Source organism: Bacillus sp. PAMC28748 (assembly GCF_014250415.1).
Lineage (GTDB): Bacteria > Bacillota > Bacilli > Bacillales > Bacillaceae > Bacillus > Bacillus licheniformis.
In genome coordinates this window covers 4,165,567-4,181,885 of record NZ_CP060192.1, presented here as the reverse complement: position 1 = coordinate 4,181,885, position 16,319 = coordinate 4,165,567, and the positions used below count along the sequence as shown (strand labels likewise).

Annotated in this window: 14 protein-coding genes; 13 read left to right on the top strand and 1 reads right to left on the bottom strand. The window is 46.7% G+C overall.

All coding sequences use genetic code 11. The annotated features are described in order from the left end of the window. Positions 1–44 precede the first annotated feature (44 nt). From icd to coaE, 8 genes are all read left to right on the top strand, one after another. Positions 45–1,316, top strand: coding sequence for an NADP-dependent isocitrate dehydrogenase (icd, locus tag H7F26_RS21600; RefSeq protein ID WP_025807573.1), 1,272 nt, complete (start codon positions 45–47; stop codon positions 1,314–1,316). A 48-nt stretch (positions 1,317–1,364) separates the two neighbouring features. Beyond that, positions 1,365–2,303, top strand: coding sequence for a malate dehydrogenase (mdh, locus tag H7F26_RS21595; protein WP_003184317.1), 939 nt, complete (start codon positions 1,365–1,367; stop codon positions 2,301–2,303). Positions 2,304–2,644: 341 nt separating this feature from the next. After that, positions 2,645–3,367 (top strand): response regulator transcription factor, encoded by a 723-nt coding sequence (locus tag H7F26_RS21590; RefSeq protein WP_009329363.1) that lies wholly within the window; start codon positions 2,645–2,647, stop codon positions 3,365–3,367. Further along, on the top strand, positions 3,360–5,105 hold the full coding sequence (pnpS, locus tag H7F26_RS21585) for a two-component system histidine kinase PnpS (protein ID WP_003184312.1): 1,746 nt from the start codon (positions 3,360–3,362) through the stop codon (positions 5,103–5,105). Before H7F26_RS21590 ends, pnpS begins: the two co-directional genes overlap by 8 nt. Before the next feature lie 255 nt (positions 5,106–5,360). Next, a complete protein-coding gene (polA, locus tag H7F26_RS21580; protein ID WP_185855204.1) occupies positions 5,361–8,000 on the top strand; it encodes a DNA polymerase I in 2,640 nt (879 codons plus the stop codon). An 18-nt stretch (positions 8,001–8,018) separates the two neighbouring features. Further along, positions 8,019–8,846 carry a DNA-formamidopyrimidine glycosylase gene (gene mutM / locus H7F26_RS21575; RefSeq protein ID WP_009329360.1) on the top strand — a complete coding sequence of 276 codons (828 nt, stop codon included), beginning with the start codon at positions 8,019–8,021 and terminating at the stop codon, positions 8,844–8,846. Between the two features lie 220 nt (positions 8,847–9,066). After that, positions 9,067–9,699 (top strand): sporulation membrane protein YtaF, encoded by a 633-nt coding sequence (gene ytaF / locus H7F26_RS21570; protein WP_025807578.1) that lies wholly within the window; start codon positions 9,067–9,069, stop codon positions 9,697–9,699. A gap of 17 nt (positions 9,700–9,716) precedes the next feature. Further along, positions 9,717–10,322, top strand: coding sequence for a dephospho-CoA kinase (coaE, locus tag H7F26_RS21565; protein WP_003184302.1), 606 nt, complete (start codon positions 9,717–9,719; stop codon positions 10,320–10,322). A gap of 26 nt (positions 10,323–10,348) precedes the next feature. On the opposite strand, the gene H7F26_RS21560 is transcribed toward coaE, so the two are convergent. Then, entirely contained in the window at positions 10,349–11,569 is a 1,221-nt protein-coding gene (locus H7F26_RS21560; protein WP_229107162.1) for a pectate lyase family protein, read from the bottom strand. 515 nt (positions 11,570–12,084) lie between these two features. Between H7F26_RS21560 and H7F26_RS21555 the strand changes: the two genes are divergently transcribed. The 5 genes from H7F26_RS21555 to H7F26_RS21535 all read left to right on the top strand — a co-directional run bounded on the left by H7F26_RS21555 (position 12,085) and on the right by H7F26_RS21535 (position 16,319). Further along, positions 12,085–13,107 (top strand): glyceraldehyde-3-phosphate dehydrogenase, encoded by a 1,023-nt coding sequence (locus H7F26_RS21555; protein ID WP_003184298.1) that lies wholly within the window; start codon positions 12,085–12,087, stop codon positions 13,105–13,107. A 236-nt stretch (positions 13,108–13,343) separates the two neighbouring features. Then, positions 13,344–13,730 carry an adenosylmethionine decarboxylase gene (speD, locus tag H7F26_RS21550; RefSeq protein WP_003184296.1) on the top strand — a complete coding sequence of 129 codons (387 nt, stop codon included), beginning with the start codon at positions 13,344–13,346 and terminating at the stop codon, positions 13,728–13,730. Positions 13,731–13,911: 181 nt separating this feature from the next. Then, positions 13,912–14,304: a hypothetical protein gene (locus tag H7F26_RS21545; protein WP_003184295.1), complete on the top strand. Its 393-nt coding sequence runs from the start codon at positions 13,912–13,914 to the stop codon at positions 14,302–14,304. 15 nt (positions 14,305–14,319) lie between these two features. Next, positions 14,320–14,778 (top strand): transcriptional regulator NrdR, encoded by a 459-nt coding sequence (gene nrdR, locus H7F26_RS21540; RefSeq protein WP_003184292.1) that lies wholly within the window; start codon positions 14,320–14,322, stop codon positions 14,776–14,778. Between the two features lie 116 nt (positions 14,779–14,894). After that, the gene (locus H7F26_RS21535) at positions 14,895–16,319 is read left to right on the top strand and encodes a replicative helicase loading/DNA remodeling protein DnaB (protein ID WP_003184290.1); all 1,425 of its coding nucleotides are present in this window, start codon (positions 14,895–14,897) and stop codon (positions 16,317–16,319) included.

Sequence of the window (16,319 nt, the reverse complement as noted above, 5' to 3'; positions counted from 1 at the left end):
TGTTTTTCTATATTGAAGAATTACATATTATGGGAGGTTTTATTGTGGCACAAGGCGAAAAAATTACAGTCTCCGGCGGAGTATTAAACGTTCCAAACAACCCGGTCATCCCGTTTATTGAAGGGGACGGAACAGGTCCTGATATTTGGAGAGCGGCTTCCAGGGTTCTTGAAGCGGCTGTGGAGAAAGCGTATAACGGCGAAAAGAAAATCACTTGGAAAGAAGTCTACGCCGGGGAAAAAGCGTACAACAAAACCGGCGAATGGCTTCCGGAAGAAACGCTTGATACGATCCGCGAATACCTGATCGCGATTAAAGGTCCTTTAACAACTCCTGTAGGCGGGGGAATCCGCTCATTAAACGTAGCGCTCAGACAAGAGCTTGACTTGTTTACATGCCTGCGTCCTGTCCGCTATTTCACAGGCGTTCCTTCACCGGTTAAGCGCCCTGAAGATACGGACATGGTCATCTTCCGTGAGAATACTGAAGATATCTACGCCGGCATCGAGTACGCGAAAGGCTCTGAAGAAGTGCAAAAGCTGATTTCATTCCTGAAAAACGAGCTTGGCGTTAACAAAATCCGCTTCCCTGAAACATCAGGCATCGGCATCAAGCCGGTTTCTGAAGAAGGAACATCAAGGCTTGTCAGAGCTGCGATCGAGTATGCGATCGAGCACGACCGCAAATCTGTGACGCTCGTCCATAAAGGAAACATCATGAAATTCACGGAAGGCGCCTTTAAAAACTGGGGCTATGAAGTGGCTGAAAAAGAATTCGGCGATAAAGTATTCACTTGGGCCGAATACGACCGCATCGCTGAAAAAGACGGCAAAGACGCTGCAAACAAAGCGCAAAGCGAAGCTGAAGCTGCCGGCAAAATCATCATCAAAGACAGCATCGCCGACATCTTCCTGCAGCAGATTCTGACACGTCCTGCCGAGTTTGACGTTGTGGCGACAATGAACCTGAACGGGGACTACATTTCAGATGCGCTGGCTGCCCAAGTCGGCGGAATCGGCATCGCACCTGGAGCAAACATCAACTATGAGACAGGACATGCCATCTTTGAGGCGACACATGGTACAGCGCCTAAATACGCCGGCCTCGACAAAGTAAACCCGTCTTCAGTCATCCTATCCGGCGTGCTGCTTCTTGAGCATTTGGGCTGGAATGAGGCGGCCGACCTTGTCATTAAATCAATGGAGAAAACAATCGCATCCAAAGTCGTCACATACGATTTCGCTCGTTTGATGGACGGCGCGACTGAAGTCAAATGCTCTGAATTCGGTGATGAGCTTATCAAAAACATGTCTTAAACGGCTGTTTTGGGGTAAAACAAACAACAATTAAAAGGGGTAGAAAAAATGGGAAAGAAGCGAAATAAAGTATCTGTCATCGGAGCGGGTTTTACAGGTGCAACAACTGCGTTTTTAACGGCTCAAAAAGAATTGGCTGATGTCGTGCTAGTCGACATTCCGCAGCTCGAAAACCCTACAAAAGGGAAAGCGCTCGATATGCTGGAAGCGAGCCCTGTCCAAGGATTTGACGCGAATATTACAGGAACGGCAAACTATGAAGATACGGCTGGTTCAGATATCGTCGTCATCACGGCGGGGATCGCAAGAAAGCCGGGAATGAGCCGGGACGACCTCGTGGCTACAAATGAAAAGATCATGAGGAGCGTAACGAAGGAAGTTGTTAAATACTCACCTGATTGTATCATCATCGTTCTGACAAACCCTGTAGATGCGATGACATACGCCGTCTATAAAGAATCGGGCTTCCCGAAAGAGCGGGTCATCGGCCAGTCGGGAATTTTGGATACGGCAAGATTCAGAACGTTTGTCGCTCAGGAGCTCAACCTTTCCGTCAAAGACATTACAGGTTTTGTACTGGGCGGACACGGGGACGATATGGTTCCGCTCGTTCGCTACTCTTATGCAGGCGGCATTCCGCTTGAAACGCTTCTTCCGAAAGACCGGATCGATGCGATTGTTGAAAGAACGAGAAAAGGCGGGGGAGAAATTGTCAACCTGTTAGGAAACGGAAGCGCGTACTATGCGCCGGCCGCTTCCCTGACAGAAATGGTTGAAGCAATCTTAAAAGACCAGCGCCGCGTGCTGCCGACCATTGCCTACCTTGAAGGCGAATACGGCTATGAAGGCATTTATCTCGGCGTTCCGACGATTATCGGCGGAAACGGTCTTGAACAGATCATTGAACTTGAACTGACTGAAACCGAAAAAAGTCAGCTCGATAAATCCGTTGAATCAGTCAAAAACGTCATGAAAGTATTATCATAATAAACACGGCAGGAAGGCTTTATACAAGCCTTCCTGTTTTTGAATGCGAACCTTTTACATAAGACGGTATGAAACAAGACATAAACACGGGCTGTCAGCATATACCTAATCATAATCATCTGCCCGGACATTTTCATTCTTTTTGATGGAGGCCGCTGGCTGCATGGGGATTCCATCACTTAAAACAGCGGCTTATGGCCGAAAAAGAGAGATTTTAAGCAAAACACTGAAAAATCAAATTGTCGAACGGATAGGCTTTCGTTAAAATAGGAGTGAAAACGTTTATTTAACAAAAGATAGAGAAAGAGATGTCGGGGAAATCTGAAGCCTGGAGGCATGTCATGAGCAAAAAGATATTAGTTGTAGATGATGAGGAATCGATTGTTACCCTTCTAAAATATAACCTTGAACGGTCGGGCTATCATGTGGTGACCGCCATGGACGGAGAGGCCGGCTTATTAAAGGCGATTGAAGAGAAGCCGGATCTGATCGTGCTCGATCTGATGCTTCCTAAAATGGACGGCATTGAAGTATGCAAGGAACTCAGACAGAAGAAGCTGATGTATCCGATTTTGATGCTGACCGCAAAGGATGATGAATTTGATAAAGTGCTCGGTCTCGAGCTGGGTGCCGATGACTATATGACAAAGCCGTTCAGCCCGAGAGAGGTGACGGCAAGGGTCAAAGCGATTTTAAGAAGAACACAGACGCTGTCCGTTCAGCCGGAGGAGACGGAAGAACCGGATGCAGGCGAGCTGATCATAGGCGAACTGAAAATACTGCCTGAACATTATGAGGTTTATTTTCAAAACGAACGCCTCGAGCTGACGCCGAAGGAATTCGAACTTCTCTTATATTTGGGAAGGCATAAAGGGAGGGTGCTGACGAGAGACCTTCTCCTCAACGCTGTCTGGAACTACGACTTCGCGGGCGATACGCGCATCGTCGATGTCCACATCAGCCACCTTCGCGATAAGATCGAAAAAAATACAAAAAAACCGGAATACATTAAAACAATCAGAGGTCTTGGCTACAAAATGGAGGAGCCGAAACTGAATGATTAAATTCCGGACCCGGCTTTTAGCTGCCCTGCTGACGCTTTTGATTCTCGTATTTGCTTCACTCGGTTTTCTGCTCGTTCACTTGTTTCACTCCTCTTACGATGCCAAACTGAGCAGCCATATTGAAAAAGAGGCCGCTTTGGTCGCTTCATTGGCAAATGGTGAAAACATGAAGTCTTCGGAGCAAGGAGCTATTTTAGAGAAGGCAAGCCGTGAACTGGACAGTCGTGTATCGCTTATTGATACAAAAGGTCAGGTTCTTTTTCATTTTGGGGGCCGCGCCGAAGAGCAATCCGTTATCAAGGAAGCGCTTGAGTCGGATTTAAACGGTGAAGGAGGAGGCTTCAGGATCAACCCTGATGACGAGTCCGTTTACCGTTACGTGCAGCCGCTCAAAGATGACGGGAATGTGAATGGATATATTCTGATCAGCACTCCTGTCGATTCATTGCAAGACATCAATCAAAAGATCTGGATTCTCCTCGGCGTGAGCCTTGGAACGGCCTTTTTAATCATCGCCGGGCTTGGGGCGAGAATAACCTCTCAATATACGAATCCGATTGAGTCTGCGACACAAGTGGCGATTGAGCTTGCCAAAGGAAACTATAAAGCAAGAACATTCAACGAAGATGAAACGATGCTGAGCCAGTCCATCAATATGCTGGCGCAGAACCTGCAGGACATGACAAGAGCCCAGGAAATGCAGCGCGACCGTCTGCAAACCGTCATCGAAAATATCGATTCCGGTCTGATCTTAATCGACGGAAAGGGTTATATTCACCTTGTGAACCGCGCTTATCAAAAGCAATTTCACGTAGAAGCCGATCAGCTTCTTTACCATTTCTATCACGAAGTGCTCGAACACGAAGAGATCATTAATCTCATTGAAGAAATTTTTATGACGGAAACAAAGGTCCGCAAAATGTTTAAACTGCCGATCAAAATTGAAAGAAGGTATTTTGAAGTCGACGGGGTTCCGATTATCGGCATCAATGATGAGTGGAAAGGCATCGTTCTCGTTTTCCATGACATGACGGAAAGAAAGCAGCTTGAAGAAATGAGGAAGGACTTTGTCGCCAATGTCTCCCATGAGCTGAAAACGCCGATTACATCAATCAAAGGGTTCACCGAAACGCTTCTGGACGGAGCGATGAACGAACGGGAGACGCTGTTGCAGTTTCTATCGATCATCTTAAAAGAGAGCAGCCGTCTGCAAACCTTGATCCAGGACCTGTTGGATCTGTCGAAAATCGAACAGCAAAACTTCACCCTGAATATTCAAAATTGCAATATCGGTGAAATCCTCGCCGAAATTGAGATGCTTTTGAAGAATAAAGCGGAGGAAAAAGGAATCACCTTGACACTGGAAAAGCCGGATAAGCCGGCCGTTGCTTCCGGAGACCCGCACAGACTAAAGCAGATCTTTTTGAATTTGGTGAACAATGCGCTCACATATACGCCTGAAGATGGAAGCGTGACGATTTCGGCTGATGTTCTGGAAGATGCAGTGCAAGTCAAAGTGAGGGATACGGGCATCGGGATCAAGCAGTCCGAAATCCCGAGGATATTTGAACGGTTCTACAGGATCGATAAAGACAGGAGCAGAAATTCAGGAGGAACCGGTCTCGGTCTTGCGATCGTCAAGCATTTAGTCGAAGCCCACCAAGGCGAAATCGACGTCGAAAGCGAGCGGGGAAAAGGCACCGAATTCACGGTCCGCTTAAAACGCGCATCCGAGTAGCTTCATTTAGCAAACTTTACAAAGGCTTAACAACTTTTATATATATGGTTAAAACTTGGCTGATAGGATCATTAGTGAACCCCTTCATCCAAGGAGCCATATGGACGGACGCGATCAACAGCGCGTCCCTTTTTTTATTTTTCTGCGAAATCACTCTCATTTTCCTTTCAAAATGAACTTTGCTAAAATAAAATAAGCAAATATGATCACGAAGTTGAATGGAAGCTGACGAATCGGCTCCTTAGGAGGATAAAGATGACTGAAAGAAAAAAATTAGTATTGGTTGACGGAAACAGCCTGGCTTACCGTGCGTTTTTCGCCCTGCCTCTTCTCAGCAATGAAAAAGGGATACATACAAACGCGGTGTACGGTTTTACCACGATCTTAATGAAGATGCTTGAAGAGGAAAAACCGACCCACATGCTCGTCGCTTTTGATGCGGGGAAAACGACATTCAGACATAAAACGTTTAAAGAATATAAAGGCGGCAGACAAAAAACGCCGCCGGAGCTGTCAGAGCAATTGCCGTTTATCCGCGAGCTGCTCGACGCATATAAAATCTCAAGGTATGAGCTTGAAAACTACGAGGCCGATGATATTATCGGCACCCTTGCCAAATCAGCGGAAAAAGACGGATTTGAAGTGAAGATTTTTTCCGGCGACAAGGACCTGACACAGCTGGCTACAGAAGGAACGACGGTCGCCATCACAAAAAAGGGCATTACAGATGTCGAATACTATACGCCTGAACATGTCCGGGAAAAGTACGGACTTACCCCTGAACAGATCATTGATATGAAAGGGCTGATGGGAGACTCGTCAGACAATATTCCAGGCGTGCCGGGAGTCGGCGAAAAGACGGCGATCAAGCTTTTGAAACAGTTCCATACAGTAGAGGAGCTGCTGTCGTCAATAGACGAAGTCAGCGGAAAAAAACTGAAAGAAAAGCTTGAAGAATTTAAAGAACAGGCTTTGATGAGCAAAGAGCTTGCGACGATTACGACAGAAGCGCCGCTTGAAGTCAGCCTCGATTCCCTCGGATATGAAGGTTTTGACAGGGAAGCGGTCGTCAAGATTTTTAAAGATCTCGGCTTTCATTCTTTGCTCGAAAGGATTGGCGAAGAGGCGGGAGAGAAAGAAGAAGAACAGTTGGAAGAGATCGATGTCATGATCAAAACAGACATCACGGATGACTTGTTTGCGTCACCGGCTTCACTCGTAGTCGAACAGCTCGGCGACAATTATCACGAGGCGCCGATCCTCGGTTTTTCGATCGTCAACGAACACGGCGCTTTCTTCATTCCGGAAGAGACGGCCGTTCAGTCGGACCGTTTTAAAGAATGGGCCGAAGATGAGTCGAAAAAGAAATGGGTGTTTGATGCAAAACGTGCGGCGGTCGCTTTGCGCTGGCGGGGCATTGAACTGAAAGGCGCTGAGTTTGACGTTCTTCTTGCGGCCTATATCATCAACCCGGGGCACTCCTACGATGATGTGGCAAGCGTTGCGAAAGAACATCAATTACACATCGTTTCAGCAGATGAAGCGGTCTACGGAAAAGGAGCGAAACAGGCGGTTCCGGATGAGAAGGAGCTTGCCGACCATTTAGCCAGAAAGGCGAAGGCGATATCGCTGCTGCGCGAAAAGCTCCTTGATGAACTGGAAGAAAACGAGCAGCTCGAACTGTTTGAAGCGCTCGAAATGCCCCTCGCCCACATTCTCGGTGAGATGGAATCGATCGGTGTCCAAGTCGATGTCGACAGACTGAAAAAAATGGGTGAAGAACTGTCCGCTAAATTAGCGGAATACGAGAAAAAAATCCACGAGTCAGCAGGTGAAACCTTCAACATTAATTCACCAAAGCAGCTCGGTGTGATTTTGTTTGAAAAACTCGGGCTGCCTGTCGTCAAAAAAACAAAAACGGGCTATTCAACTTCAGCCGATGTGCTTGAAAAGCTGCGCGATAAACATGTCATTATCGAAGATATCCTGCACTACAGGCAGATTGGCAAGCTCCAGTCCACATACGTAGAAGGGCTTTTGAAAGTGATCAAAAAAGACAGCCATAAAGTGCATACCCGCTTTAATCAAGCTTTAACACAGACGGGAAGGCTCAGCTCAACCGATCCGAATCTGCAAAATATACCGATCCGCCTTGAGGAGGGCCGCAAAATCCGGCAGGCGTTTGTCCCTTCGCAAAAAGGCTGGCTCATATTTGCGGCGGATTACTCACAGATCGAGCTGAGGGTTCTCGCCCACATTTCAAAGGATAAAAATTTGATTGAAGCGTTCACGAACGATATGGACATTCACACAAAAACGGCGATGGACGTTTTTCATGTATCAGAAGAAGAAGTCACCCCTGCGATGAGAAGGCAGGCGAAAGCAGTCAATTTCGGAATCGTCTACGGAATCAGCGACTACGGCTTGTCGCAAAACCTGGGAATTACAAGAAAGGAAGCGGCAGCGTTTATTGAACGCTATTTCCACAGCTTCCAGGGAGTCAAAGAATACATGGAAGAGACCGTTCAGGAAGCGAAGCAGCGAGGCTATGTAACGACTCTTTTAAGCCGGAGGCGGTATATACCGGAATTGACGAGCCGGAATTTCAATCTGCGCAGCTTTGCCGAACGGACGGCGATGAACACACCGATCCAGGGAAGCGCCGCAGATATTATTAAAAAAGCGATGATCGACATGGCGGACAAGCTGAAAGAAAAAAATCTCCAGGCCAAACTGCTGCTGCAGGTTCATGACGAATTGATTTTTGAAGCGCCTGAAGATGAAATCAAAGTGCTTGAAAAACTGGTTCCGGAAGTCATGGAACATGCATTGGAGCTCGATGTTCCACTGAAAGTGGACTGCGCTTCAGGGCCTTCATGGTACGATGCAAAATAGAGAAAAGGAAGTGATGATGTGCCGGAATTACCAGAAGTCGAAACGGTCCGGCGCACTCTTGCCGGGCTTGTAAGAGGGAAAACGATCGATGCGGTTGATGTCAGATGGACAAAAATCATAAAACGTCCGGAGGAGCCTGAGGAATTCGCAAGACTCCTGGCCGGCCAGACGATTCAGTCGATCGGAAGAAGGGGAAAATTCCTGTTGTTTCATCTTGATGACTGTGTCATGGTTTCCCATTTGAGAATGGAAGGAAAGTACGGGCTTCATCAAAACGATGAACCCCTTGATAAACATGTGCACGTCATTTTCAGGTTCACGGACGGAAGCGAGCTGCGCTACCGGGATGTCAGAAAGTTCGGCACCATGCATTTGTTTAAGCCGGGAGAGGAACTGACAGAGCTGCCTCTCAGGCAGCTCGGCCCCGAGCCCTTCAGCAGCGAATTTACAGCCGATTACTTAAGAGAGCGCCTGAAGAAAACAAACCGCTCGGTGAAAACCGCGCTGCTCGATCAGCGGACAGTCGTCGGACTGGGCAATATTTATGTCGACGAGGCTTTGTTCAGAGCCGGTATCCATCCCGAGGCAACAGCGAACAAGCTCACAAAAAAACAGACGGTTCTTCTCCATAAAGAGATCATTCAAACGTTAAAGGAAGCTGTTGAAGCAGGGGGAAGCACAGTCAGATCTTACATCAATTCACAAGGTGAGATCGGCATGTTCCAGCTCAAACTTTTCGTTTACGGCAGGAAAGACGAACCTTGTAAAAAATGCGGATCTCCAATTGAAAAAACAGTCGTTGGCGGAAGGGGCACGCATTTTTGCATAAAGTGCCAGAAAAAATGACAATCGCATAGAAGGACAAAAGCAAGCCGTATCATGGTTCAAGCTGTCGGTGCATACGCTCCATATAGCTGTTAAAAGCAAGCTTTAAAGTGTGATGTTTCTTTTTCGGGTGAACAACACACGGATGGTTTTCTTCTTTCATATATATAAGAAGCCTAGAAAGCTGCCTTTAGGCTGCATGACTTACACTGCTCGCATCAACAGAAAGGAAGAGCCTGATATGATGTTTGCATCTTTCTTGCTGCTGGCATTTGCCGTCAGCTTGGACAGTTTTTCAGTCGGATTTACTTACGGATTGCGAAAGATGAAAATCCCATTTAAAGCGATTTTGATTATTGCTTTTTGCTCTGGTGCCGTGATGTATATTGCCATGATGATCGGAACCCTTTTGGCGAAATTCCTGCCCGTTGTCGTAACAGAAAGGCTCGGAGCCGTCATCTTAATGGGGATCGGCGCATGGGTGCTGTATCAGTTTTTCAGGCCGGAGAAAGAACAGGATCTCGTCTTCTCTGAAAAAACGCTCATTAACCTTGAATTGAAATCGCTCGGAATCGTGATACACATATTAAGAAAACCGACAAGCGCCGACATTGATAAATCAGGAATCATTACCGGTATAGAAGCTTTCCTTCTCGGTTTCGCCCTCTCTATTGACGCGTTCGGCGCAGGGATCGGCGCGGCCGCGCTGGGCTTTTCCCCTGTACCGATGAGCATTACGGTAGGCATCATGAGCTCATTGTTCGTATTTTGCGGAATACAGGCAGGCCGATTTTTATCGAAATGGAACTGGATGGATAAACTGACCTTTCTTCCCGGTATATTGCTGATTATGATCGGCATCTGGAAACTGTAAGAAGGAGGTGCAGGCCTTTGACATTGGTCATCGGGTTAACCGGGGGGATTGCCAGCGGCAAAAGCACTGTCGCGCAAATGTTCCAGCAGTGCGGCATCACGGTCGTCGATGCGGACGTGATCGCGAAAGAGGCCGTTGAACAGGGGATGCCCGCTTATCAGAAAATCGCTGAGACATTTGGTGAAGGCGTGCTGCTTGAAACAGGCGATATCGACCGGAGAAAACTTGGAGAAATTGTTTTTGCTAATGAAGAAAAAAGGCTGCAGTTAAATGCAATCGTCCATCCCGAAGTGAGAAAAATGATGATCAAGCAGCGCGACGAAGCCATCCGGGCCGGTGAACGGTTTGTTGTTCTCGATATTCCGCTTTTATATGAAAGCGGGCTCGAACATTTGACAGATAAAGTGATCGTTGTCTGGGTTCCGATGGAGCTTCAGCTTGAGCGGCTGATGAAAAGAAACCGGCTTAATAAAGACGAGGCGCTGAACAGAATTCACGCCCAGCAATCTCTTGACGAAAAAAAGAAAAGGGCAGACGCGGTGATCGATAACAGCGGCAGTCTGAAAGATACAGAAGCGCAGCTTCATCAGCTGCTTGATACATGGTCAAATATTGAAAAGTGAGCGCAATGTCGCGCTCACTTTTTTGATTAGTCTTTTTTAAACTGGCTGTAATTCGCATAGTACAGAGCGGTGCGCTGCGCACCTGCGTACCGTTTGGCAAAAGCTTTGGCATTGCCGGCCTTCATCGTCCGATAGCTGTAGTTGGATGAAGGTGTCCAGCTTGTCTCAGGCGATTTCTGCCCCTTTATCGCCGGATATGACCCGACATCTTTAAACGCGCCGTCTCCGTAATCATCCAGTATGCCTTTCTCATTGCCCGTGCCGAAGTAATTGGCTTCAGAATATATTTTCGCCAATGTCGTAATCGTGAAGCCAAGGTGGTAATTGTTGATATAATTGCTTTTCACGTGATAATAGCCGTAACGCATCAACCCGGGCGCCCTGACATAGAGATTCTCAAAGCGATTGTGGCTGATTGTCATCCGCGGATAGCCATTATATATACTGTGGTATTGCTTGTCATCTTGAGGCCAGCCGAGAATCAGGCCGTACCTGTGGTCTGTGAATGTGCTGTGCGACAGTGTGACGTAATCGGCTTTAGCGCCGACGTATAAGAGCTTGTCGAGATCGTGGCCGTTTGCCGTATAGCTGTGGCCTTGGAATGTGACGTGGTCAATCCAGTAGTTTCTCGAATCGGTAATGTAAACAGGGATGTCATTGTTTTCATTTATGGATGCATCATGTGCAATGACCAGATTTTTGAAAATAACGTTGCCAGAGTCCGCTTTTGTTTTAAAGTAAATGTTATTCAGCTTATGTTTTTCATACGAGCCGATGATTGTTTTATTGGCGCCCACCGTTAATACCGTTTTGGCTGAAGCGCCGATATTGCTGGAGACGACAATCGTGCGCGGCGTTGAATCTTCAATATTGGCCTTCAGTTCGCCCAGATTATTGACATAGACGACTTTTCCAAGCAGGCCGCCGGTTGTGCCTGTTTTCTGCTTGCCGTTCGTTTCCCTTGCATAGCCTGCGAAACCTTCGAGCCCGTCGCTTGGAAGCTTCCACTTTTGGACGGAGCTGCCCGTATATTTGGCAAGCTTCACTCCGCTGCCGTCCAGTGTCAGTGCAAGGCTGCTGTTTTGTGCACTGACGATTTTATACGTGATAAAATCTCCGTTTCCGTCTTTGTCGGCCCCGATGATATTCCACAACTCTTCCTTCCGTGAATTGTCATAGTAGACCACAGCCGGATTATTGTCTGACAGTGCGTAATGGGCAGGGATGATAATTTTGCCGCTATCCATATTTCTGATTTTGAATTGTTTGCCGTCAGACGTATCAAGCCTCCATCTTTCTTCTTTTTCTCCGCTCGTCTGTTTTGCTGTTAGCGGTGCGTTGTCTTGATTCCCGGCGGGCGTAATATTTAAGCCTGATGAGCTTTCCAGCCTGATCATCTGTTCCGGATAATCTTCGTTTGCCGCAGAAGCAGCGACTGTACCTAATAAAAAATAAATGCCGGCCTCAGCCAAAAAAGAAATGATAAAAGATGCGTTTTTGATCAGTTTCATGGTTGTCCTTCCTTGAAGACACTGCCTTCTGTCGGTGAAAATTTAGCGCTGTTGCAAATTGTAGCACCAAAGGTGTATTTGAAATATATGCTTTAGGGCCGATTTTTTTTAGTCTTTTGTTCACGATTTCACAAAAGTGCGTAAATTTGCTGTGAAAGCAACAAATGGTATGGCTAATTAAAAATAATGTGTTATACTTATTTTGAATAAATCATGATGTGGAATGACATAAAATAAGGGGTGCATATTTGATGAAAGTGAAAGTTGCGATAAACGGATTCGGCCGAATCGGCAGAATGGTGTTTAGAAAAGCGATGCTTGATGAACAGATTGACATTGCGGTGATCAATGCGAGCTATCCTCCGGAAACGCTCGCTCATTTAATAAAGTATGACACAAATCACGGCCGTTATGAACTTGATGTAAAGGCTGGAGACGACTGCCTGTTCGTTAACGGTAAAAAGGTCATGCTGACCAATCAGAGGGACCCTAAGCTTCTTCCATGGGGACAATACGGGATCGACATCGTCGTGGAAGCGACGGGGAAATTCAACTCAAAGGAAAAAGCGGAAGCACATATTGAAGCCGGCGCGAAAAAAGTTATTTTGACGGCGCCGGGCAAAAATGAAGACATCACAATTGTAATGGGTGTCAACGAACGCGATTTTGATGCGGAGCGTCATACGATTATTTCAAACGCTTCCTGTACGACGAATTGTCTCGCTCCAGTCGCAAAAGTGCTTGATGATGCATTCGGCATTGAAAACGGCCTGGTGACAACCGTACACGCTTTTACAAATGATCAAAAAAATATTGATAATCCGCACAAAGACTTGAGGAGGGCGCGCGCCTGCGGATCTTCGATCATTCCGACAACGACAGGCGCCGCGAAAGCGCTGTCACTTGTCATGCCCCATTTAAAGGGTAGAATGCACGGCCTGGCCCTGCGCGTTCCCGTCTCAAATGTGTCGCTCGTTGACCTTGTGGCTGATTTGAAAAGCGATGTGACGTCGGAGGATATTAATGAGGCGTTCCGCATGGCGGCGGCAGGCTCCATGTCCGGGATCATCGATGTATGCGATGAACCGCTCGTTTCATCCGATTTTAATACGAATCCATACTCGGCGGTGATCGACAGTCTTTCGACAATGGTGCTTGAAAACAGAAAGGTGAAAGTGCTCGCATGGTATGACAATGAATGGGGATATTCGTGCAGGGTTGTCGATTTGATCAGATACGCGGCTTCAAGAATGAAACACCCCTCAGCTGTATAAAATAAGAGCATGGACGGATAAAAAAATAAATACCCCTTAACCATCAAATGATAAAACCGCCTTGCAAAAAATATTCAAACAAAGTATACTATTTTTCGTGAACTTCTAGTTCGTGAGCGCTTCGGCATTACTTAAAGGGTTAGGACCTCTCCGGACTAACTTTCCCCCGTGGTAATTGACCGGTTCAGTTGCTTGGAAATTCACTTTTTTAATTCTTGTTAAGGGGGGTCCATGCTATGGAAACAATGGGGCGTCACGTTATCTCCGAACTGTGGGGATGCGATTTTGATAAGCTGAATGACATGGATTTTATTGAAAAAACGTTTGTAAATGCGGCACTGAAGTCAGGTGCTGAGGTACGTGAGGTAGCCTTTCATAAGTTTGCGCCTCAAGGTGTAAGCGGAGTCGTGATTATTTCAGAATCTCACTTGACCATTCACAGTTTTCCTGAACACGGATATGCCAGCATTGATGTTTATACTTGCGGAGATTTAGATCCGAACGTAGCTGCCGATTATATCGCAGAAGAGTTAAGAGCGGAAACAAGAGAGAACATTGAAATACCGAGAGGCATGGGACCTGTTCAGGTGAAACAGGCCAAAGCCAAAGCACAGGCACTTTAATGCCGATAGAGGAGCTGGATGAAAAAGCGGACACCGCTTTTAAAATCCGCTCCTTTTTCTTTCCTCTCCCGAAAATCCCCAAACCATATTCCCCGGCATTCTCTTGCTGTTTTGTTTTCCCTTGGAAATCAACCATTTTTTTAATAAAATATAGAGAAGAAAGACAAAGGGGACAGGGGATATGAGTCTTTTTCAAAACATTCAACGGTTTTTTTCTACACACGCCGAAACGTCTGACCGCCATCCTTCGGAAGAGCTGAAGAGCCGCTATTATAAAGCGGCGTCAAAAGAAGCGCTCAATGCTGTAAAGGAAGTGCTGGAAGGCCTTGACGGCTGCAAGGTGACGTCAGTGTCGGAGGAAAGAGGAGAAATCAGCGCCGAAGTTAAAAAAACGAGAAAAGCTTTTGTGGTGGCGACAGTCGTTTCGATTCGGCCTTTTGATACAGCGGTGGACTTTAATGTGTCAACTGAAACGTTTTTGCCGACCGATTTTGGCTACAGCCGCGGGCTTGTCTCGACGCTATACAGCGAACTGGACGGAAAGCTGCAGGAATCTGTACATTCAAACAATTGAATAGGAGCTGAAAAAATGAAATGTCCAGCATGTCAGCATAATGGGACGAGGGTTTTGGACTCCCGTCCGGTTGACGAAGGCAGATCGATTCGCAGAAGACGCGAATGCGAATCGTGCAACTATCGATTTACTACATTTGAAAAAGTGGAAGAAATTCCGCTCATCGTCGTAAAAAAAGAAGGAATCCGGGAAGAATTCAGCCGCGAGAAAATGCTCCGCGGTTTGATCAAAGCGTGCGAAAAGCGCCCTGTCGCCTTGAAGCAGCTTGAGGATATTTGCTTTGAAATTGAAAAAGAGCTTAGAAATCAAGGCGTTTCTGAAGTGAAAAGCGACATGATCGGAGAAATGGTGATGGACAGGCTTGCGAAAATCGACGAAGTCGCATATGTACGGTTTGCTTCAGTATACCGCCAATTTAAAGATATTAACGTATTTATCGACGAGCTGAAAGATTTAATAAAGAAAGAACGGTAAAGAGCTGTAAATTGATCCAGCTCTTTTCTCATGACAAAAACACAGTCGTGTGACATGAAAGCCTGAAAAAGGTGTAAAATGAGGACAAGAAACAAAGTGGAAGGTTGACAAAAGATATGAGTAATTATTGGAAAGATTTGCTTCCTGTCGATCCGTATGTTGTCAAAAGCAGCGGATTGCTGCAGGACTTGGACCGGCAAATTGTCACGCTATTGTATCAGCCTTTAATCGGCTCTTTTTCGTTCAGCTTGTTTCTCACGCTGTGGGGAGAGCTGGAGCAAAACAGAGTCTGGGGAAAAAGCTCGACTCACAGACAGCTGATGGCGGCGATGCAGACCAGCCTGAAGACGATTCACTCAGAAAAGGAAAAGCTTGAGGGGATCGGACTGTTGAAAACTTATATAAAAGAAACGGAACACGAACGTTTGTTTATATATGAATTGATTCCGCCGCTCAGACCGGACGAGTTCTTTCAGGACGGCATGCTGAATGTCTTCTTGTACAACCGCGTCGGAAAGGCGAGGTTTCAGCAGCTGAAAGAATATTTTTCCCACCCGTCTGTTCCTGAAGAAGCACGGGACATCACCCGTTCTTTCAATGAAGTTTTTGCATCTGTCCAGCCGAGCGAATGGAAGATGTCCGACGATATGATCGAAGCGATGGAGCTTCGCGAAGATCATGAATGGATGAAAGAAGGGAATAGCCAACCGGCAGCAGTCACAGACGGCGCCTTTGACTTTCAACTGTTTCTCGCCGGTTTATCTGACACGCTTATCCCGAGAAAAGCGCTGACAGACCAAGTAAAGGAAACGATTAAAAAGCTGGCCTTTCTCTACGGTATCGAACCGCTTCAGATGCAAAACGTCGTCATGTCAGCCGTTGACGAACACGATATGATCACGACAGAGGCGCTCAGAAAAGCGGCGAGCGACTGGTATCAGATCGAGCGCGGCGGCCCGCTTCCGGAACTCGTCGACAAAGTGCAGCCGATGAATCTCCGCGAACAGCCGAATCAACAGTCGTCCACAAACGCCAAGGAAGACAATTTGATCGCTTTGCTTGAGCAAGTATCGCCAAGAAAGCTGCTGCAGGATATTGGCGGCGGAGCGGAACCATCCAAAGCCGATCTGAAAATTATAGAAGAAATTATGCTTGACCAAAAATTAGAGCCCGGCGTCATCAATGTTCTGATTTATTATGTCATGCTGAAAACCGATATGAAGCTTTCGAAAAATTACACGCAAAAAATCGCTTCCCACTGGGCCAGAAAAAAAGTTCGTACGGTTAGAGAGGCCATGAAGCTTGCGAAAGAAGAAAACCGCCAATATCTTGAATGGGCGGAAGGGAAGAAAAAGACTTCCCGGAACAAGAAAGTCATCAGAGAAGAAAAGCTGCCTGATTGGCTTCGGGAAAGTGACGATGCTGACAGCAAACCGCTGGAAACAGAGCAGGCTGGTCCTGCAACCAGAGAAGGCTTTGACCAGCAGAAACAGAAGCTGCTCGAAGAAGTAAAAAAACTGAAAAACCATTCCGCTCTTTAA

Coding starts and splice junctions, on each gene's coding strand:
- ytaF (WP_025807578.1), top strand. CDS start 9,067: ATGATGTTTGCATCTTTCTTGCTGCTGGCATTTGCCGTCAGCTTGGAC.
- H7F26_RS21535 (WP_003184290.1), top strand. CDS start 14,895: ATGAGTAATTATTGGAAAGATTTGCTTCCTGTCGATCCGTATGTTGTC.
- H7F26_RS21545 (WP_003184295.1), top strand. CDS start 13,912: ATGAGTCTTTTTCAAAACATTCAACGGTTTTTTTCTACACACGCCGAA.
- H7F26_RS21590 (WP_009329363.1), top strand. CDS start 2,645: ATGAGCAAAAAGATATTAGTTGTAGATGATGAGGAATCGATTGTTACC.
- mdh (WP_003184317.1), top strand. CDS start 1,365: ATGGGAAAGAAGCGAAATAAAGTATCTGTCATCGGAGCGGGTTTTACA.
- polA (WP_185855204.1), top strand. CDS start 5,361: ATGACTGAAAGAAAAAAATTAGTATTGGTTGACGGAAACAGCCTGGCT.
- H7F26_RS21560 (WP_229107162.1), bottom strand. CDS start 11,569: ATGGATAGCGGCAAAATTATCATCCCTGCCCATTACGCACTGTCAGAC.
- pnpS (WP_003184312.1), top strand. CDS start 3,360: ATGATTAAATTCCGGACCCGGCTTTTAGCTGCCCTGCTGACGCTTTTG.
- H7F26_RS21555 (WP_003184298.1), top strand. CDS start 12,085: ATGAAAGTGAAAGTTGCGATAAACGGATTCGGCCGAATCGGCAGAATG.
- nrdR (WP_003184292.1), top strand. CDS start 14,320: ATGAAATGTCCAGCATGTCAGCATAATGGGACGAGGGTTTTGGACTCC.
- speD (WP_003184296.1), top strand. CDS start 13,344: ATGGAAACAATGGGGCGTCACGTTATCTCCGAACTGTGGGGATGCGAT.